Origin of the sequence: Indioceanicola profundi (assembly GCF_003568845.1) — a bacterium.
GTDB lineage: Bacteria > Pseudomonadota > Alphaproteobacteria > Azospirillales > Azospirillaceae > Indioceanicola > Indioceanicola profundi.
The window spans coordinates 1,080,959-1,100,032 of record NZ_CP030127.1 but is presented as its reverse complement, the minus strand read 5'-3'; the positions used below and the strand labels follow the sequence as shown (position 1 = coordinate 1,100,032).

Sequence of the window (19,074 nt, the reverse complement as noted above, 5' to 3'; positions counted from 1 at the left end):
GGGTGCAATAATCCGAGCAGAGTGGATCTAATGTGACTTGCTCTCCAGCGTGTGTCTGGTCAGAGCTGAAGTCCTCTGCTCTGTTGAGCCCGATCCGACCCTGGTCCAACCGCCCAACAGTGGTTTTGTTACGTGCTCTAAGTCCGGTTCCCAGGCGTCATGCTCCATTTGGAGCGATGCCGGGCGAATGCGACTGACTTGCAGCGGCTCGCGGCCCGTGGCACGGTCGCCCCGGTCCTTTCCGGCTGAGGAGTATGTCCATGCAGATCCGTACCCGCCTCTGGCTCGGCGTCGGCGCTTCGCTTCTGGTCGGCGGTGCTGCCGCTGCGGCGGACATTCCGCGGACAGACGATGATGCCCGCTTCGGTCTTCCGCAGGCCGCCCAGCCGCAGCACCCGGTCCAGGTCGCCCAGGGCGGTGAAGGAGGAGAGGGGGGCGAAGGAGGTGAAGGTGGGGAGGGCGGAGTCAGCGCCAGCGACGCCGCCAAGGACCCCGTCGCCTTCCTGACCGCCCTGGACGTCATCGCCGCCCACTACTATGCCGGCCGCGATGCCTACAGGGAGGGGGAGATGCAGGCAGCGGGGGAGATGTTCGCGCACCCCATCGGGGAAATTTATGTGGATCTCGAGCCGGTGTTCCAGGCTCGGGGCGTGCCGGCCTTCCTGGATGAGATGTCCAGGGCATCCGAACTCGCCCTGGCTGGAAGGCCGGTGGAGGAGGTGACCGCCGCCGCCGACAAGGTGCTGGGCATTCTGCATAAGGCGGCCGGAAAGGCCCCGGACGGTGCAGCTACGCCACTCGCCGTCGAGGCCTCCGTCCTGGCCGACATGATCGACCGCGCGGCCCTGCAGTATCTCGCCGCGACGCGCACCGACGCGTTGGAGCCTTATATGGACGGCTACGGGCTCTTGCTGGCGGCGCGGGACCGGTTCGTCGCGATCCGGCCGCAACTGGCTAAGACCGATCCAGAAAGCGCCGAACAGGTCACGGCGGCGCTCGAGTTGCTGTCCAAGGCCTATCCGACGGCGCTGCGCCCGGCCGACATGCCGGTGGAGCCCGGTTCGCTGCTTGCCGAGACCAGCCGCGCCAAGATCGCGCTGGGCCGTATCACCCGCTGAGAGCTGGCCTGCGGCTGCGCAGTTCCCGGCTCAGAGGGCCTCCACGTCCGCCTCAGCTGCTGGGAGAGTGAATTCGAAAATGGCGCCGCCGTCATGGTGGTTGCGTGCGCAGAGGCGTCCGCCGCGGGCCTCGACGGCGGCGCGGCAGATCGCCAGCCCCATGCCCATGCCCTCGCTGCGGGTGGTGAAGAAGGGATCGAAGAGCCGGGCCAGGTTCTCCGGCGCGATGCCCGTGCCCTGGTCGCGCACCGACACGCGCACCTGCCCCGCCTCCGGCCGGTCCGCGGTCAGCATCAGCTCGCGCCGGGCCGGATCGGTCCGGCCCATCGCCTGCACCCCGTTGCCCATCAGGTTCAGCAGCACCTGCTGCATCTCCACCCGGCTGCCCCGGACCAGCGGCAGATCGGGCGGAAAGGCCAGGGTGACCCGGATCTGCTGCGCTCCCAGCTCGCGCTCCAGCAGCAACAGCGCCTCCTCGGCCAGCTCGCCCAGGCTGAGCAGCTCCTCCGCCTGCCCGCCCCGCACCAGCTGGCCGCGCGTGCGCTGCACGATTTCGCCCGCCCGCTTGCCGTCCCGCACCGTGCGCTCGGCCGCCTGCACCGCGGCGGCGATGTCGGGCGGGTCGCGCCGCAGCCAGCGCAGGCAGGTCTGCGCATTCATCACCAGCGCGCCCAGCGGCTGGTTCAGCTCATGCGCGATGGAGGCGGACAGCGCCCCCACCGTGGCCACCCGCGCCGCCCGCGCCAGTTCCGCCTGGGCCGCCAGCAGCGCCTCCTGGGTCTGCTCCTGGCGGGTGATGTCGACCATGCCCACCACCACCTGGTCCAGCCCGACCTCGTCCTCGGGAAAGCCGATGCCCAGGATCACGCTGATCTCCCGCCCGTCGGCGGTGCGCACGCGCGTCCTGCCCTCATAGTGGCTTTCGCCCGCGAACAGGGCTTCGAGCACCTGGAGCATGGCCGGATGGTCGGCCGGCAGGAAGCGCTCGGTGGAGCCGAGCACGTCGGCCCGCGAGGCGGCGCCCAGGAGCTGCACCGCGGCGTCGTTGACGTTGCGGGTCTCCACCATGGCGATCAGCCGGCGGGCGAAGCCGGGGCGGGCGCGGGCATGCTCGGCCAGGCTGGTCACGCCCTCGGCGCGCAGTCTGGCGAGTTCGGCATGCACGCGGGTGTAGTCCCGCTCCAGCAGGGCGAAATGGGCCTGCTCGAACAAGAGGCGGTAGCGCCGCTCGTTCCGGTGCAGGGCGGCGTTGGCCTGGATCAGGAGGTCGCGGGCGGCTTGGTTGCGCAGGAGCAGGCCGGTGGTGATCAGGATGGCGGCGAGCGAGACCAGGCAGCGCAGGACGGCGTCGGCATCCTCGCCCAGGCGGTGGGCCAGGAAGTAGGACAGCAGGGCCAGTGCGGCGCAGGCGCCGCCCAGGCGCAGCAGGCCCGGACGGCTCAGGGCCGGGGCGGCCAGCAGCAGGATCAGCACGTAGAGAACCGCGATCGCACCCTCGATCTCCGTGAAGGTGTCGATGCTGAAAACTCCCGCCGCCAGCCCAAACGCCAATACCCGGTGCCAAGTCCTGGGCCGGTGCATGCCGGATCGATTGCAGAGGGTGCGGATCATGTCTGTTGCTTCGTATGCTCGATCCGGCGCCAGGGTGGGCATGCGGCGTTCCACCGTTCGGCGCTCAATCCACAAGCCGCAAGGAAGATGGCGCGCAGGGCTGGCCCAGGTGACCCCGGAAGAACGGCATGTCCGCCTCAGCAGAGGCACGCGAACCCCCTGCGCTGGACCTGACGACAGGCATGATCTTCTCCCTAGTACTTGCGGAACCGGTCGCTTTTAGGCGGATTGCGACCTGGATACCTGCTGTGGGAAGAGTAACGGGGCGGCGGCAGGACCTACAGGTCATTTATCCGATGTTTTCGGACACGGGCGGGCATGTCGAGCCCGGAGCGTCCCGCACTGCCGGCCACACGGGACAATGAGCGGAGTTTCGGCTTGCCCGGCGATGGCCGGATTGTCATAAATTCGGCAGAACAGGACACCGCGTGAGGATTTCTCGTGCACCGCATCGGCTTCATCGTGTGTCCCGGCTATTCGGTGATGACCTTCGCCGCCATTTCCGCCTTCGAAGTGGCGAACCTGGTCGCCCGGGCCCAGATCTATGAAGTGTCTGTCTTGTCGGAGAAGGGCGGGGCCGTCCGTACGTCGGTGGGGGTGACGGTAGAGACGACCGGCCTCGTCAACACCGGCTACGAGACCCTGATCGTCGGGGGAGAAACGGCGGTCGCGACACCGCCCGCGGACCTGATCGCATTTCTACAGCGGGAGGCAGGCCGCTGCCGCCGCATTGCCGCCTTCTGCACGGGCGCCTTCGTACTTGCCGAGGCCGGCCTGCTGAACGGGCGGCGGGCGACGACGCATTGGTTCTTCGCGCGCGACCTGAAGTCCCGCTTTCCAGAGATCAAGGTCGACGAGGACCGTATTTTCATCAATGACGGGCCGGTCTGGACGTCCGCTGGGATGACGGCCGGCATCGATCTGTCGCTGGCCATGATCGAAAGCGATCTGGGGGCCGAGGTGGCCCGCAGGGTTGCAAGGGCGCTGGTCATCTATCACCGACGCGGAGGCGGTCAGTCGCAGTTCTCGGCATTGCTGGAGCTCCAACCCAAATCTGACCGCATCCAGACCGCGCTGGACTATGCCAAGCGGAATCTACACTCCGTTCTGTCGGTCGGCAGGCTGGCCGAGGTCGCCCACCTCAGCCCCAGGCAGTTCAGCCGCGCCTTCCAGGCGGAGACGGGGCAGTCGCCGGCCAAGGCGATCGAGCAGCTGCGTATCGAGGCGGCACGGCTGATGCTGGAACAGGGCCGGCACTCCCTGGACGAAATCGCCGACCAGACGGGGTTCGCCGACCGGGACCGCATGCGCCGCGCCTTCCTGAGGGCGTTCGGCCAGCCGCCCCAGGCGATCCGCCGGAATGCAAGGGAGGAACTCGTCTCCTGAATGGGCCAGCCTCTTCTGGAATGTTGCTCAGGCGGACGCGGGCGATGGTTCCGGATGCGCGCCGGACTTGCCGATGGTGAGCGCCAGGGCGGCAGCAATGAGGCAGAGCACCCCCGCCGCGAAGAAGGCGGGCAGGTAAGTTGAATAGGCGCTGCGGGTCAGCCCGGCCCCAAAAGCCGCCGCCGCCGCGCCGAGCTGATGCCCGGCGAATATCCAGCCGAAGACCACATTGGCGCGCTCCCGCCCGAAACGGTCCGCCACGAGCCTGACCGTGGGAGGAACCGTGGCGAGCCAGTCAAGCCCATAGAACACAGCAAAGAGCGACAGGCCGTAGAAGGTGAAGTCGGAAAAGGGCAGATAAAGAAGAGAGAGTCCCCTGAGACCATAATACCAGAACAGCAGCCACCTGTTGTCGTACCGGTCGGAGAGCCATCCCGAGCCCACGGTCCCGAACAGGTCGAACAATCCCATCATGGCCAGAATGCCGGCGGCGCCTACGGCCGCCATGCTGTAATCGCCGCATAGGGCGATGAAATGGGTCTGGATCAGCCCGTTGGTGCTGGCCCCGCAGATAAAGAATGTGCCGAACAGGACCCAGAAAGTGCCGGTACGCGCCGCTTCCGCCAGGATGCGGAGGGGTGCGACTATCAGTTCCCCCAACCCGCCGGGCGTGGCAGGAGCCGGGGCCACGTCCTTATCGCCGTAGGGCGGCAGGCCGAGTTCCGCCGGACGGTCCCGCATCAGCAATAGCACGGCGGCCACGGCGAGCAGAAGCCCGCCGCAGGTGAGGCCGAGCGACATCCGCCAGCCGAACCGCTCGGTCAAGGTCGCCAGCAGCGGCAGGAAGACGAGCTGCCCGGTGGCGGAGCTGGCCGATAGAAGGCCGACCACGAGGCCTCGCCGTTCCGAGAACCAGCGGGTCGCGACCGTGGCGCCCAGCACCATCGCGGTCAGGCCGGTTCCGATGCCGACGACGACGCCCCAGAGAAGAACCAGATGCCAGATTTTGCTCATCCCGAGGGAGGCAAGCAGGCCGGTCGTGACGATGCCAAGGGCGATCAGCACCATGCGCCGGACGCCGAACCGGTTCATGAAGGCCGCCGCGAACGGACCCAGCAGACCGAAGAGCGCCAGCCGGATCGCCAGGGCCGAGGAAATCTCGCCCGTATCCCACCCGAACTCGCGCTGGAGCGGGACGATGAAGACGCCCGGCGCGCCAACCGCGCCGGCTGTCACCAGCATGGTGAGAAAGGTGACAGCGACGACGATCCAGCCGTAATGCACGCCCCGGCGTTGGAGCGAGCCGGCAAGGGAGGAGGAGAGCATTCCCATGCTCCTCAGACCGGCCACTCGATCATGACGGCCTTCATTCCTGAGCCGCAGACCTTGTCGACATTAGTTGCCCCGACCTCGTCCAGCAGGCCCGCTACGCGCATGGCCCGGCGGGCAGAGGCTTGTCCGGCGGGCAGCACGCAGCCCATGAAAACCTCGTCGATGCGGCCCGGCGGCCGAGCGGCCCGCTCAAGCGCCGCACGGATGACGCTCGCACCAGGCGATGAAGCGCTTATGGCAGCCAACTCGCCCTGGAACCGCCCATGAGGCGTGCGGACGGCGACACTGACGACGGGATCTACAGAGGACATGTCTGCTCCTGCTTGTTGTACCCGGCACGCCTTGGTCGGGTGCATGGTCGGACGGAATGGGATGCCGGATTTTAGATGATGATCGTAATCATAGTTGTTCATAGATGACGCTCATTATATATCGTGTCAACGGTCTTCCAGGAGAGGTGCGGCGTGAGAGTCAGCAGGGAGCAGGCAACAGAGAACCGTAAGCGCATCGTCGACACGGCGAGCCGCTTGTTCCGTGAGCGCGGCTTCGACGGGATCGGCGTTGCCGACCTGATGAAGGCCGCAGGCATGACGCATGGCGGCTTTTACAAGCAATTCCGATCGAAGGACGATCTGGCGGTGGAAGCTTGCGAGACGGCCCTGACCGGCACGGCAGCGACCTGGAATTCCGTCGCCGCTGCGGGAGGGGAGGAGCCGCTGGCCAATCTGGTTGCCTTCTACCTGTCGCCGCAGCACCGCGACCGGCCAGGGTCCGGCTGCATCTATGCGGCGCTGGCGGCCGACGTGGCGCGCAGCGGGAATGCGGACTTGAAGCAGGCCTTCGCCAACGGGCTAGAGCCCTTGATCGACGTCATATCCCGAACTATTGCCGACCAACCCGATGATCGTGGGCGGGACAGGGCGCTCGCCACCCTGTCCACCCTGTTCGGCTCACTTCTTCTGTCGCGCGCTGTCGGCGATTCCGAACTGTCCGATAAAATCCTGGCAGCGGCGCGCGCATCGATCCTTGAGCGCGACGGGCCAGCCTGACCGGCCGCCGCAGTCTGGAATGGGACTGCAGGCTTCCCCGCGACGAGAAAGCCTGCCTTCTGCTCAGCTTGCAAGGAGCTTTGCGTTTGCCATGGGCAGGCTCCGGACATGTCGGCCGGTAAGGGCCGCGACGGCGTTTGCCACGGCGGGGGGAACGCCCGGAAGGCCCGGCTCCCCGATGCCGCCCATGGGGGCTCCGCTCTCCACGATGCGCACATGCACCGTCGGCATGTGCTCGCGCGACAGGATCGGATAGGTGTCGTAGTTGTGCTGCTGCCGGACGCCGTTCTCATAGACGACCTGCTCGAACAGCGCAGAGGACAGGCCCAGGGCGGCGGCCGATTCCACCTGCGCCTTGACGATGGCCGGGTTGACGATGCTGCCAGGATCGATGGCGATCCAGAGATTGTGCACCCTCACCTGTCCGTCCGCGACCGATACCTCGGCGATGGTGGCCGTTTCGGAACCGAAGGGAGAGGCCATGGAAACGCCACGCGCCCGCTTTTCCCCGGCCTCCTCATAGGGGCCGCGCTTCCAGCCGCCGGACAGCTCCGCCACTGCCTTCAACAGGGTCGTATGCCGGGGCTTGTCCTTGAGAAGCTTCAGGCGCAAGGCATAAGGATCCTGGCCGCCAGCCGCCGCCACCTCATCCAGGAAGCCTTCGTAGAAGAAGTCGTTCATGGAATGCCCGACCGACCGCCAGAAGGCGATGTTCACGGGATGAACGACTTTCACGAACTCCATCTTCCGGTTCGCAATAGCATAGGGCTTCTCGACGATCCCCTCCACGGCGGAGCTGTCGACCGGGCTCTTGAACACGGCCCCGAACCAGCGGCCGATCGGCCCTTCGCCCACGATGCGGGCTTCGATCGCCGTCGGAAAACCGTCCTTGCCGATGGCGGCGCGGAAGCGCGTAAAGCTCAGCGGCCGCAACGCATCCGACGCAAACTCCTCCTCCCGCGACCAAAGCACCTTCACCGGCTGGCCGGTGGCTTTGGCCAGCAGAATCGCCTGCGGGAAGGGGTTGCCTGCCCCATAGATGAAATGCCGCCCGAAGAACCCGCCGAGCATCGGCGAATGGATGCGCACCCGGTCCGGTTCCAGCCCGGCCGTCTGGGCTGCGACGCCCTGGAACAACTCCGGCGCCTGGTTCGGAAGCCAGAGGTCCAGGGTGCCGTCGTTGTTGAACCGCGCCAGGGCGGAGGGCGGTTCCAGCTGGGCATGGGCGAGATAGGGCGCGTCGTACTCCGCCTCGATGATCCGGTCGGCGGAGGCGAAGGCGGCAGCGGTATCGCCGGCCTGCTCCGCCACGATCCCGGCTTCGGTTGAGGATTTCAGGGCGGCGAGCATGCCCTTGGAGGAGAAGGTGGCGGAGATGCTTTTTATCCCGTCAGGCTCCGGCCGGGTCCACGCGGCTTTCAGCGCCTCGACCGCCTTGCGGGCACGCCACCAGCTATCGGCGCACACCGCCACTGCGCCCGGCAGCTTGTGCACCGAATGCACGCCCGGCATGGCCTTCACCTCAGCCTCGTTCTCGAAACCGGTGGGCTGGGTGCCCTCATGCGGCGCGTGCTGGACGGCGGCGTAGAGCATGCCCTCAACCTTCTGGTCGATGGCGAACTCGGCGCGCCCGGTGGATTTGGCGTGCACATCCAGCCGGGCCACCGGATGGCGGATATAGCGGAACGTGGTCGGGTCCCGCAGGGGCACATTCGCCCGCGGTTCCAGGCGGAGGGCCTTGTCCGCTACGTCCCCGTAGCCGAGGGAGCGGCCGGAAGCCTTGTGCAGGATGCGCCCGTTCTCGGTGGAGAGCTGGCTCTCCTTGACCTTGAGCTGGGCGGCGGCGGCGCGGATCAGCATGTCGCGCGCCGTGGCCCCGAGCCGGCGCATGGTGTCGTAGCTGGACCGTACGGAGAAGCTGCCGCCCGTCATGCGCATCCCGTTCACGAGCGCATAGTCCGGTCCGGGCGGGGCGCACTCCACGTCGAAACGGGCGGGGTCCACATCCAGCTCCTCACCCACGATCTGGGCCAGGGCCGTATTGATGCCCTGACCGCCCTCGACGAAGGGGCTGAAGAGCTTGACCGTGCCGTCGGGCCGGATTTCCAGGAAGGCCGGAACACGGGTTCCAGGCTTGGGTGATGCAGCTTTCGCCTGCGCCGCTGCTCCGCCGACCGGGAGCATGGCGCTGAGCAGCAGCGCGCCTGCGCTGGCGCCGAGGAAGCCGCGGCGGGACAGGTTCGTGATGGTGTGATCGGGGGCGGCGGGCGTGGAGCCGGGGAAGGGGGCTTGCAAGAAGCGGTTCATGGCATCCTCCTCAGCCGGCGGCCAGCCGGACGGCGGCAGCGATCTTGTTGTAGGTGCCGCACCGGCACAGGTTGGTCATGGCGGACTGGATGTCCGCATCCGTGGGCGTCGGGTTTTCCTTCAGCAGGGCGGTGGCGGCCATGACCTGACCGGACTGGCAGTACCCGCACTGGGGCACCTGGTTGGAAACCCAGGCATCGACCACCTTGCGGCCGACATCGTCCTGCTCGACCGCCTCAATGGTGGTGATCTCCGCGCCCACGACACTATCCACGGGCATCTGGCAGGACCGCGTGGCAACGCCATCGACCAGCACCGTGCAGGCGCCGCACTGGGCAATGCCGCAGCCATACTTGGTTCCGGTCATGCCCAACGTGTCCCGCAGGACCCACAGCAATGGCGTGTCCTCCTCCACGGATACGCGCCGAACCTCGCCATTCACTTTGAGTTCGAGCATGGTGCCCCCTTTTTCGGAAATCAGGATGCCTGGTCCAAGTGGAAGCCTGCCATTATCGGCGGCAGGGCAGGACCATATGCAGGTTGATGCGACCTATGCCTTGGCATAGGTCGCCTTATCCTGGCCGGTATCGGGACGTCTCATCCGGCCGTGCCTGTGTCTGCCTCAAGCCACCGGGATCGGGTTCTCGACGACGGATTCGTTGAAGAGCTTGAAGAGGGCATGCTCTCCGGCCCCCGGGTTATCGCGGAGCGGTATGACCCGTTCCACCAGCACCTCCTCGGCGTCGGTCGCCAGGGCCCGCATGGTCTCGCTGATAAAGTCGTCCAGCGGCATGGCGCGCGGATCGCCGCTCTTATGGATCAGATCCGTGTCGACCCAGGGCGGCGCGATCTCCTGCACGGATACCGACGTGTTGCGGAGCATGAAGCGCTGCGACATGGCATAGGAATGCAGCGCCGCCTTGGTCGCGGAATAAAGCGCAGTATTGGCGAGCGGCAGGTAGGCCAGCACCGACGTGTTGTGAATGATGGTCGCGCGCTCCTGCCTTTTCAGGTGCTCGATCAGGGCGGAGGTGAGGCGGATCGGACCGAGAAGGTTCGTCGCGACGAGTTTCTGCGCCTGCGCGTCGTCCATCACGCCGCCGGCATCGTCGAAAGGCATGATTCCGGCATTGTTGATGAGAACGTTCAGGGACGGGTAGTCCCGGATCAGCGCAGCAGCGGCCTGGGCAATGCTGTGCGGATCGGTGATGTCGAGTTCAAGGAGTTCAATTCCCGGATTGGCCGTTGCGACCGCTTCCAGATGGCTGCGGCGGCGTCCCGCAATGATGACCTTGTTGCCGAGACGATGGAAAGCCTCTGCAAGGCCGCGCCCGATTCCTGAACCGCCGCCGGTGATGAGGATTGTATTGCCTGTGAGTTGCATTTTCTGCCCCGGTTTCAAAGTTGTTCGAAGGCTTTGGTCGCCGGCCCCGATAGGGTTCGGCTTCCAGAGCGAAGCGCGATGGTCGATTCATAAGCGCGCGGTCGAATGGCGGAAATGACGTATATGCGTCATTTTAAGACATGCCCCTGGCGGGGAACCTTGCCGGCTCTGGAGGAGCGGCGCGGACCCGCCGACTTGGTCGCCGCCACGATGGCCCGGCAGGGATGCCGCGCCTTGCGGCTCATCGGCTGCGACACGTCCGGTCCGTACGAACCGTCTGCTCTCTCCACCGGGCGGACTTGAGGTAAAGGCTGCACCTTCCGTCACAAGTGCGCTTTGTTGCGCAGGGCGCCGATTAGTCAGCCCACCGCCCTGTCTTGGCGCTGCCGGGCAACTCCGCAGGCGGCAATGGCCGCCGCGGCGATCTACCGGAATTTCCTGCAGGGACGTCCCAAAACAGCATTCCGGGACAAGTACGGCGCGGCGCCGGTGATTAGGTTTCCGTCCTGCCGGGTATGGTTATCGTCCCTTATCACGCAGCTGGGGGGCGGCTCCCCGCCCCACGCCCGGCACCCACCTCTCCAGGACGAAGGCCCGCCCTCCCCAGGGCCGCTTCTCCGCAATCCTGGGGATATCCTTGCGGGCTGGTGGGAATCACGGTTTCCATCAGCCCGGTCTTCTCTCCCGACAATGGAGATGGATGCCATGCGGCCCGCTTCCGGACCTGACGACAATATCCGGCCGACCGGCCGCACCGGCCTTCGTCTCACGGTCAGTGCTGAGGTCGCGCCACTGCTTACCCAGGCGGAAGAGGAGGCCCTGATCGCCCGCTGGCAGAAGGGCAGGGACAAGCGCGCCCTTGACGCGCTGCTGGTTTCCCACCTGAGGCTGGTGATCGCCATCGCGGCGCGTTATCGCCGGCAGCGGCATGGCTACGAGGATCTCGTCCAGGAGGGTGTGCTCGGCCTGTCGCGGGCCATTGAACGGTACCGACCCGATGCCGGGGCCCGCTTCGCCACCTATGCGGCGTGGTGGGTCAAGTCGGCCGTCAGGGATGCCGTTTACAGAAACTCCTCCATCGTCCGGCCAAGCATGTCCGCCCGACATCTGCGTGCATTCTTCCAGGCCGGCAGTGCCGTCGAGGCGCAGATCCTGCTGCCCAGGGACATGTCAATCCACGCGCCGCTTTCCGAAGAGGGCTCCGGCACCATGGCGGACCTGCTGGCCGACGAGGGTGAGAGCCCGGAAGAAATGCTGGTTCGCCGACGGCAGGAGCGGCGGGAGGAGACGGGACTGTGGGCAGCGCTTGCCGCGCTGAACCCCCGTGAGCACCGCATCATTGCGGCCCGCCATCTGACCGAACAGCCCAAGCGCTTGGCGGAGATCGGGCGGGAGCTCGGCATTTCCGGGGAGCGCGTGCGGCAGATCGAAACCGCGGCATTGGCGAAGTTGCGCAAGATGATGCAGCCCGAACACGTCGAAGCATGACGCCTGGGGCCGCACGCGGTCCCGCCAGAAGCAGGCCCGATAGGCCCTGCGCGCACCCCGTCTTGGGGAAACCGCCGCCACACCGGTGCCCACGAGGCACGCCCATTCCCCCCTGCTGCCCCGCCCGCGCGGCGGGCCCAGTCACTCAAGAGGAGCTCCGATGTCAAAGCCTTCCGACGCTTCCACCGATCATCCCGGTCAGCTGCTGGTCAGGACCGATCCCTATGCCGATCCCGCGAATCCGGTGCTGCCGCAGCTCGACATGACGCTCGATCTGTCCCGAACGGCCCTGGTGGTCACCGATCCGCAGATCGACTTCCTGAGCCCGGCCGGCGCAAGCTGGGGAGCATTCGGCGAGAGCATAACCGAGCATAATACGGTGGCGAACCTGCTGCGGCTCTTCCAGGCTGCGAAGCAGGTGGAGATACCGGTGGTGATATCCCCGCACTACTACTATCCCCACGACCATGACTGGGACTTTGCCGCTCCAGGCGAGGCCCTGATGCACAAGCTTCGGATGTTCGACCGGCGCGATCCCCTGTCGCTGGAGGGCTTCGCCAATTCGGGCGCGGACTGGATGCCGGAATACAAGGATCTGATCCAGGACGGCCGGACCATTGTCTGCTCGCCCCATAAGATCGCCGGACCACAGACCAACGACGTGCTCTTCCAGCTCCGCAAGAAGAAGGTCGATCAAGTCATCCTGGCCGGCATGGCGGCCAATTTCTGCGTCGAATCCCATTTGCGCGACTTCGTCGAGCACGGGTTCGAAGTCGCGGTGGTACGGGACGCCACCGCGGCCAGCAAGGTTCCGGAAGGGGACGGCTATCTCGCGGCGCTGACCAACTTCCGCTGGCTGGCAAATGCGCTCTGGACGACGAATACCGCGGTTGCACGGCTCACCGGCGCGGCCCGGGGCAGGACGGATTTGGCGGCGGAGTAACGGACGCTCCGGCCGGCGGAGGTGATCGTGACCGGCTGGCGTCCAGAACGCCAGCCGGTCTCCCGTTTGGAAGCCCGAAGCCGATCAATCCGACCCGAGGGCCAGTTCCGATGCCGGCGCGGCCTGGGGCGGGGCGGCCCTCCCGGGCAGCAGCTTGCCGTTGACGGCAAGGATCAATGTACGCACGGCGATCCAGCCGATGATCAGATTGGCGGCGACGAAAATGGGAAGAGCGAGGTGCGAAATGGGGCCCGACTGACCGCGCTCGACAAAGCGCAGGGCGGCAGCCGGCAGGGCGGACACGCCGAAGGTGTAGGCCCAGGCCGCGGGTGAAAAGACCTGCTCGCGCAGCCATGGAATGATCCGCATCAGCGCCAGGGCCTGCAACATGGCATAGCCAAAGAGGAACTGGGCGAGGTGGTCCGGCGCCCCCTGCGTCACGCCCAGATAAGCGACGCAGCCAACGGCAGGCGGGGCTAGATGGACGCCCATGGTGGCGCGCAATGCCACGGGCAGGGAATGCGTCAGAAGCCGCTGCAGGATTACGGATTCCAGCACGATCCAGGACAGGAACCCGGCTCCGAAATAGAGCAGGCCTGCATCGGGATAGCCGTACATCCCGCAGGCATTCGCGGCAACGAAGCTGCCGCCAACCGTCGGCAGGTAGAGAGCGGGCGTTATGCTCTCCATGTCCCGATTGCCGCGCCAGAGGCTTCCCGTCGCCCAGGCGCTGAAGGCCAACTGCCCGGCGCCGCCGGCCAGGATCATGACCAGCGCCAGCCGCGGCAGATCCGGGGCCAGGGCGATGCCGGCAACCATGGTCGCGACAGGGGCCAGGACAATGAAGAAGGACTGGATCGGATGCCGGAACTCGGTCAGCGCGGACTCCCGGTCATCCACCCACTTCCAGGCAAAGAACAGTATCCACAACCCCCAGATCAGTCCGGCGGCGATGGCCAGGATTTCCGCGATCAGCGCCGGGGCGCCCCAGACGCGGGTCGCCAAGCGCCAGCCGCTGCTCAATCCGCCAAGACCGAGGACCATGCCGAAGAACGGGGCAGGGATGGATGGAAACGACAATTGCATGGCCATGCGCTCTGATCTTGGAGTGGGACGGGCGACGCTCCGGTCGCCGCGCGATCCGGCAACTCGGGAACGCTGGTGTTGCGTCATGCCGTCCGACGCGCGGAGCCGTTGGAACGCGGCGCTGACTTCCTGAAGTGTCAAGGCTCCCGCAGTCGCCCTCAACCATCCTGAGGTTGCCTGTCATATAGACTCGGGATGTCATGACCATACCAAGGTCTGATTATCTTTATGCGGAACGGCGCCGCCGGCCGCGTGCGGTCAGGGATAGCGGACCGGTTTGGGTTCCTCCGGCAGCGGAATGAACTCGTCCTCCTCCGGCACCGGCGGGAAATTCCGATCACGCCAGTCGCGCTTCGCCTGCTCGATCCGTTCGAGGGAGCTTGAGACGAAGTTCCAGTAGATGTGACGCTTCTCGGGAAATGGCTCTCCGCCCACGAGCATGATCCGCGCGCCGCCCTTTGCCTTCAGCACGATCTCGGCCTCCGGCTTCAGGATGACGAGCTCGCCGGTCGTAAACCCGCCGGCCTGGCCTGCCACTTCCACATTTCCTTCGACAACATAGACGGCGCGCTCGACATGTTCCGGACGCACCTGGTACCGGGCCTCGTCGGCCAGAATGATATCGGCATAGACCATGTCGGAGAAGGTCCGCACGGGCGAGCGGAGCCCGTCCAGTGTGCCCGCGATCAGCGTCAGCCGCACTCCGTCGGCTTCGGTAAAGGGAATCTCCGCAGCCTTATGGTGGGCGAAAGCCGGCGCTGTCTCTTCATGCGCGGTCGGCAGGGCGACCCAGGTCTGCAACCCGAATAGCGGCCCGCCATTCGCACGGGCATCGGGACCGGTTCGCTCGGAATGGACGATGCCGGAGCCCGCGGTCATCCAGTTGACCTCGCCGGGCCGGATCGGCTGGATGCTGCCGACGCTGTCCCGATGGAATATTTCCCCCTCCAGCAGATAGGTCACTGTGGCCAGACCGATATGCGGATGCGGCCGCACGTCCAGCCCGTCGCCGTCGGAAAAGACGGCAGGACCCATCTGGTCGAAGAAGATGAAGGGTCCGACCATGCGGCGATGGGCGGAAGGAAGGGCGCGGCGTACCGAAAAGCCGTCACCAAGGTCACGGACCGGCGGAAGAATGACGAGATCGACACCCGAGATGTCGGTGGACCTTAGCGTCATGGCGCGAACTCCTGCTGGAAGGGAGAGGCGAACGGCTTCCTGGACCTGTCCAGGGACCTGCCGCAGAGGCGGCATCCTTGGCAGACAAGTCGATGATCCGCCGCCACCGGCGTCAGCCACTCTATGCGCAGAAGGAGAAAATGGAAACGGGGCAGCTCCGGCTTCCCTTCGGCTCTCCCGGAACTGTCGCGGTGAGATTTCCGAGGCTCCGGCGGCCCATAATAAATCCACGAAATTACAGCGCGCATGCCAGGGAAAAGGCGAATCCTTTTCTTCAGAAGCTCATGCTTCTGGGACGGGAATAGTCAAAGCCGGTGCTCTGCCCGGCACAGAATAGCTAGCCCCTGCGCGCTTCAAAAGTAATCGGCCAGATTCCTCGTCCATGTAGCAGCGGACCAGCCACTCACATCCGCGAAACCGCCTGGAAGGAGCTCAGGATGAGACAGGCCACTTTGATGATCCTGGCATGTCTTGCCGTAAGCTGGGCCGTGCCCGCCGCGGCACAGACCCAGCGTTACGAGACGACCCAACGATCCGCCGCGCCGAAGGAATACCGCGGCTGCGCCACACTGGCGCCGGGCGCTTCCGCCCAGGCGCCGGGTCAACTCAAGAAGCGGGCGGAACTGCCGCCACGCCTTCGGAAGGCCGACAGGGTCAAGCTGAAGAACAAGCGGGTCCTTCAGGCCCGGACCGGCCGCACTATCGACCGTGCAGTCTCGCCGTCGGCATGTCCGGACACTGTCACGCTCCGGCTATCGTCAAAATAGATCCAGCAGAACGATTGCTTGCTCTCCTGACACAAGCAATGTCTAGAATCCAGAATGGAGAAAGTAGATGTCTAAGAAGCTCACCTCTCTGCTTCCGGCCGCAGTGGTACTTTTGCTTGCCTCAGCATCGTCTGCTCAACAGTTGATTCCGCCAGTAACTGTTGAGCTTGAGGGGGAGATGGTCAGTATAAACAAAGTGGATGGCGGATACAATGTGAAGGTCATGGGCTCGACTGTTTTCGTGCCAAGTAACCTTCCGGTGCAGACTCCTACGGCCTCAATGCCGGCATCAGTTTTTTTCGCCATCAGCGATAACTTGCCTGGTATTAAAGCAACTCAGTATCCCTCAGGAGGTCCCGTCGGCTTCCTTGGAGGCACGGCGATCGTGACGGGAACGCAAACCTATTCTGCCGACGAGTCAGCAAAGATAACCGCTGAAACGTTCTTCACAGATTATCATGAGAATGTTTTGTTGGGTGGTGTAACTCACGCGCCAAGCGAAAACCCAAAGGCGAATTTGTATGTGGGGAACATGCCGGTGATTCCACTTGGCAAGGATGAATCTGACAAATACGAATATGATTCCCGATACCCCGGCCTCCCGATACAAAATGAGTATGGTTTCAAGGTCGAAGAAGATCTGCCTATCGGTGCACTGACGTCCGTTGAGGGATACATGGATGATGACGGCGTCATGAGGGCTTTTCTTATTGAAGTCGATGCGGGTAAATTGGCCAACGCTACCAAGAAAGAAGTCAGCGTTCTGAGAGTTCAATGCCGACAACGTTCAAATACTAATATTGAACTGTCCGTTAGCGGCGCTGCGCATGGAGCAGCTGAAAATGGGCTCGGCAATACCCACCGGGTGCGGCTGACTTCTGCTGAAGGTGGCGTTTGGTACAGCACTGCGACTGGAACTACGCCACCCAGTGCGGCCCTGACGATTGATGGCGAGAACGCAATGTATTATCTGTACAGCTACTCTTTCAAGGGGACGCCGACTGGTCGCCGGGGCTGCCCGACGAAGGTCACCGCGACGCTGTTGAACAGCGGGACGCCAGTCACTGACGCAACGGCGACTGCTGATGTGGATCTCCGCATCGACTAATTTGCTTTGCCGCCGGCCAGGAAACAACATTGACCAATGGCATGGGGCTGCCATGAGGCAGCCCCATTCTGTTCGCTAGATACCCCTGATGCATCGTACCGACTGTAGCTCACGGTTTTGCCGCCCGAATGAATGCGGGTTGCAGCAGTGTCCAAGTGCTGTCAGCGAAGAACGCCGATGCCCGGCAGGATAATGCCGCCGGCTGAGTATCCGAATGACATGCCGAGGATGCTGACCTCGAAGCGGCCTGGAAGCGTGGTCAGCCCCACAAGGCCGAAGGGGCCTGAGGCGATCCAGCCGTCGCCGGTAGCCGTCCGGACCTTTTCAGAACGCCACCATCCGTCATGCCATCCCTTGCCGACGGCGTTGGAGGGCAGAACCGCATCCAGGCCTTCGACCTCGGCCATCATCCAGGCGATGAAGGTGTTGCTGTTGGGGCCGGGCCAGGCTTCGTACCGGTCGGGATAGGGATAGCGGGCCACCGCCGGATCAAGCTGGTCGATGATCTGCTGCGCCCTCTCGCCCCTGGCTTCGAAGATCAGTTCCGGGTCCGCGCCGAACCACTGGGCGTCCGGCGGTCGGCTGTTCCCCACTGCAACGGCCGACCCTGTCGACCAGAGCCGGAAACCGATCACCTCATATCGCGTATAGGAGTGGGCGCCCTTCGGTTTTGCCGCGATCCAGCTATGGACGGAGAATGCGCCGCGCCATTCGAACGCTCGCGCCGCATAGACCTGGACCACGGCTTCCGGCGTTTCCTCCGGCGGCGGAGCCAGATTGCTTCTGTCCCAGCTTGCGGTGCGGTGGTCCGCTTCCAAGGCTGCCTGACCGGTCGCGATCATCCATGTCGGACCGGAGATGAGGAACAGCAGCAGTAGAACGATGCTGAACAGCAGACGTCTTAGAACCCGCATGAACCCCGCCGCTGGAAGAAATGGCTCCGGCAATCCGGCCGCTGGCGTTTGCCGCGCGGCCGGCGGATGCCCTGAACATTGGTCCGGATGCTTACCTTACCAGCCAGTGAGGCATGGCGGCAGCATCACCTGTCCAGAAGATAGCAGCCAACAGCACGAGCAGAAGCGCGGCGGCGAGCCACAGCAGCCATGTGCGGGAGGAGCCGGTCCGCACCGATCCGTCTGTCCTGTCCTGCGTCGGCGGTGCGGTGCTGTAACCCTGCGGAGCCGGCCCGTCTTCGGCGGCATCGGGCCGCCTTTCCGGCGGAGGCGGCGGCGGGGCTGTATCGGGTAGAAGGTCGGCGACAGGCTGCGGCGGTGGGGCATCGCGCCGGGGCCGGGACAGGTCCGGGTCGATATCGACCTCGACTCCCGCCGCCTCCAGATGCTCGATGATCCGGGCCAGGGCGAGCATGTCCATCTGCTCCACCGGTAGCCGAGCTGCGAGCTGCTCCAGGCTCAGGCTCCCGGTCTGCCGCCCCTTCGCGATCAGCGCGTCCAACTCCTTGTTGTACAGCATGCCCGCTCCCCATCGGTTCCTAGGAGAGACAACGGCCGGAACCGGAACCCGGCCCCGGCTTACGATGCTCCGGCAAAGCCGGAGATACCATCCCATGCCAGCTTCGCGCCGACGAAGACCAGCAGCACATAGATAACCGTATAGAACCGCTCCGCCGGGAAGCGGCGCACCAGCACCACGCCGGCCCAGGTGGATGCGATCGCAATCGGAACCAGCACCGCCGAGGTCGTCAGGTTCTGCTCCGTCAATTGTCCCAGCGCCACGTAGGCCGGCACCTTCAGCCAGTTCACCACGGCGAAGAAGATGGCGCTCGTTCCGATGAAGGTGTCGCGGGGCAGCCGTTTCGGCAGCACATAGATCTGGAAGGGCGGACCGCCGGCATGCGCGATCTGGCTGGTGAAGCCCGCCAGACCGCCCCAGAAGACGCCGGTCCAGGGGGCAGCAGCCGCAGGCGGAACAACGGTCGCTCCACGCTCCTTCCAGAGCCGCTGGAGGGCGAAGGCGATCGAGGTCGCGCCGACCGCAAGCTCAATCCCGGCGGAAGAGACATAGGCCGCCAGAGCGAAGCCGGCGGCGATTCCCCCCGCGGCACTGGGCAGTAGAAGTGCGAGCAGGCTTCCATCCCAACTCCGACGGAACGCCCATACGCTGACGACGTCCTGGACGATGAGGATCGGCAGAAGGACCGAGGCCGCCTGGACCGGCGGCGCCACCAGCGCCATCAAGGGCAGCGCCAGAATGCCGATGCCGGCGAAGCCGCCCTTGGCGAGCCCGAGGATGATGACCGCGGGGATGGCCGCCGCGTAGAAGTACGGATCGGTAAGCATCGGCGGCATACAGCAT

At 65.2% G+C, this 19,074-nt stretch carries 17 protein-coding genes and 1 pseudogene; 7 read left to right on the top strand and 11 right to left on the bottom strand.

All coding sequences use genetic code 11. The features are described from left to right. The first annotated feature begins 260 nt into the window (after positions 1–260). A complete protein-coding gene (locus DOL89_RS20975) occupies positions 261–1,118 on the top strand; it encodes a hypothetical protein (RefSeq protein WP_119681271.1) in 858 nt (285 codons plus the stop codon). Between the two features lie 30 nt (positions 1,119–1,148). Here DOL89_RS20975 and DOL89_RS20970 read toward each other — a convergent pair whose 3' ends face one another. Beyond that, a complete protein-coding gene (locus tag DOL89_RS20970; RefSeq protein WP_119681270.1) occupies positions 1,149–2,729 on the bottom strand; it encodes a sensor histidine kinase in 1,581 nt (526 codons plus the stop codon). A gap of 441 nt (positions 2,730–3,170) precedes the next feature. Between DOL89_RS20970 and DOL89_RS20965 the strand changes: the two genes are divergently transcribed. Continuing rightward, positions 3,171–4,115 (top strand): GlxA family transcriptional regulator, encoded by a 945-nt coding sequence (locus DOL89_RS20965; RefSeq protein ID WP_119681269.1) that lies wholly within the window; start codon positions 3,171–3,173, stop codon positions 4,113–4,115. 27 nt (positions 4,116–4,142) lie between these two features. Here DOL89_RS20965 and DOL89_RS20960 read toward each other — a convergent pair whose 3' ends face one another. Further along, positions 4,143–5,441 (bottom strand): MFS transporter, encoded by a 1,299-nt coding sequence (locus DOL89_RS20960; protein WP_119681268.1) that lies wholly within the window; start codon positions 5,439–5,441, stop codon positions 4,143–4,145. A gap of 26 nt (positions 5,442–5,467) precedes the next feature. Beyond that, positions 5,468–5,758: pseudogene (locus DOL89_RS20955) on the bottom strand (thiolase family protein); the annotation flags it as partial. Between the two features lie 153 nt (positions 5,759–5,911). On the opposite strand from DOL89_RS20955, the gene DOL89_RS20950 reads away from it, so the two are divergent. After that, on the top strand, positions 5,912–6,496 hold the full coding sequence (locus DOL89_RS20950) for a TetR/AcrR family transcriptional regulator (RefSeq protein WP_119681266.1): 585 nt from the start codon (positions 5,912–5,914) through the stop codon (positions 6,494–6,496). Positions 6,497–6,559: 63 nt separating this feature from the next. Here the strand turns inward: DOL89_RS20950 and DOL89_RS20945 are convergent, their stop codons facing one another. The 3 genes from DOL89_RS20945 to DOL89_RS20935 form a co-directional block, all read right to left on the bottom strand. Then, positions 6,560–8,803, bottom strand: a complete 2,244-nt coding sequence (locus tag DOL89_RS20945; protein WP_119681265.1) for a xanthine dehydrogenase family protein molybdopterin-binding subunit — start codon at positions 8,801–8,803, stop codon at positions 6,560–6,562. A gap of 10 nt (positions 8,804–8,813) precedes the next feature. Beyond that, positions 8,814–9,260, bottom strand: a complete 447-nt coding sequence (locus DOL89_RS20940) for a (2Fe-2S)-binding protein (protein WP_119681264.1) — start codon at positions 9,258–9,260, stop codon at positions 8,814–8,816. Between the two features lie 165 nt (positions 9,261–9,425). Then, positions 9,426–10,187 carry an SDR family oxidoreductase gene (locus tag DOL89_RS20935; protein ID WP_119681263.1) on the bottom strand — a complete coding sequence of 254 codons (762 nt, stop codon included), beginning with the start codon at positions 10,185–10,187 and terminating at the stop codon, positions 9,426–9,428. A 705-nt stretch (positions 10,188–10,892) separates the two neighbouring features. On the opposite strand from DOL89_RS20935, the gene DOL89_RS20930 reads away from it, so the two are divergent. Both DOL89_RS20930 and DOL89_RS20925 read left to right on the top strand, forming a co-directional pair. Continuing rightward, positions 10,893–11,675, top strand: a complete 783-nt coding sequence (locus tag DOL89_RS20930; protein WP_162937748.1) for a sigma-70 family RNA polymerase sigma factor — start codon at positions 10,893–10,895, stop codon at positions 11,673–11,675. A 160-nt stretch (positions 11,676–11,835) separates the two neighbouring features. After that, positions 11,836–12,618, top strand: coding sequence for a cysteine hydrolase (locus tag DOL89_RS20925; protein ID WP_119681261.1), 783 nt, complete (start codon positions 11,836–11,838; stop codon positions 12,616–12,618). An 84-nt stretch (positions 12,619–12,702) separates the two neighbouring features. Here the strand turns inward: DOL89_RS20925 and tehA are convergent, their stop codons facing one another. Continuing rightward, positions 12,703–13,710, bottom strand: a complete 1,008-nt coding sequence (gene tehA, locus DOL89_RS20920) for a dicarboxylate transporter/tellurite-resistance protein TehA (protein ID WP_225890003.1) — start codon at positions 13,708–13,710, stop codon at positions 12,703–12,705. 252 nt (positions 13,711–13,962) lie between these two features. Beyond that, on the bottom strand, positions 13,963–14,883 hold the full coding sequence (locus DOL89_RS20915) for a pirin family protein (protein WP_119681260.1): 921 nt from the start codon (positions 14,881–14,883) through the stop codon (positions 13,963–13,965). Between the two features lie 437 nt (positions 14,884–15,320). Here DOL89_RS20915 and DOL89_RS20910 point away from each other — a divergent pair, with 437 nt between their 5' ends. Both DOL89_RS20910 and DOL89_RS25120 read left to right on the top strand, forming a co-directional pair. Further along, positions 15,321–15,650 (top strand): hypothetical protein, encoded by a 330-nt coding sequence (locus DOL89_RS20910; protein ID WP_119681259.1) that lies wholly within the window; start codon positions 15,321–15,323, stop codon positions 15,648–15,650. Between the two features lie 67 nt (positions 15,651–15,717). Next, a complete protein-coding gene (locus tag DOL89_RS25120; RefSeq protein ID WP_162937747.1) occupies positions 15,718–16,758 on the top strand; it encodes a hypothetical protein in 1,041 nt (346 codons plus the stop codon). Positions 16,759–16,919: 161 nt separating this feature from the next. On the opposite strand, the gene DOL89_RS20900 is transcribed toward DOL89_RS25120, so the two are convergent. From DOL89_RS20900 to DOL89_RS20890, 3 genes are all read right to left on the bottom strand, one after another. After that, complete coding sequence (locus DOL89_RS20900; protein WP_119681257.1) at positions 16,920–17,672, bottom strand: DUF3750 domain-containing protein; 753 nt, start codon at positions 17,670–17,672, stop codon at positions 16,920–16,922. Positions 17,673–17,763: 91 nt separating this feature from the next. After that, positions 17,764–18,231, bottom strand: coding sequence for an RNA polymerase sigma factor region1.1 domain-containing protein (locus DOL89_RS20895; RefSeq protein ID WP_162937746.1), 468 nt, complete (start codon positions 18,229–18,231; stop codon positions 17,764–17,766). Positions 18,232–18,290: 59 nt separating this feature from the next. Beyond that, on the bottom strand, positions 18,291–19,058 hold the full coding sequence (locus tag DOL89_RS20890; RefSeq protein WP_119681394.1) for a sulfite exporter TauE/SafE family protein: 768 nt from the start codon (positions 19,056–19,058) through the stop codon (positions 18,291–18,293). Positions 19,059–19,074: the final 16 nt, after the last annotated feature.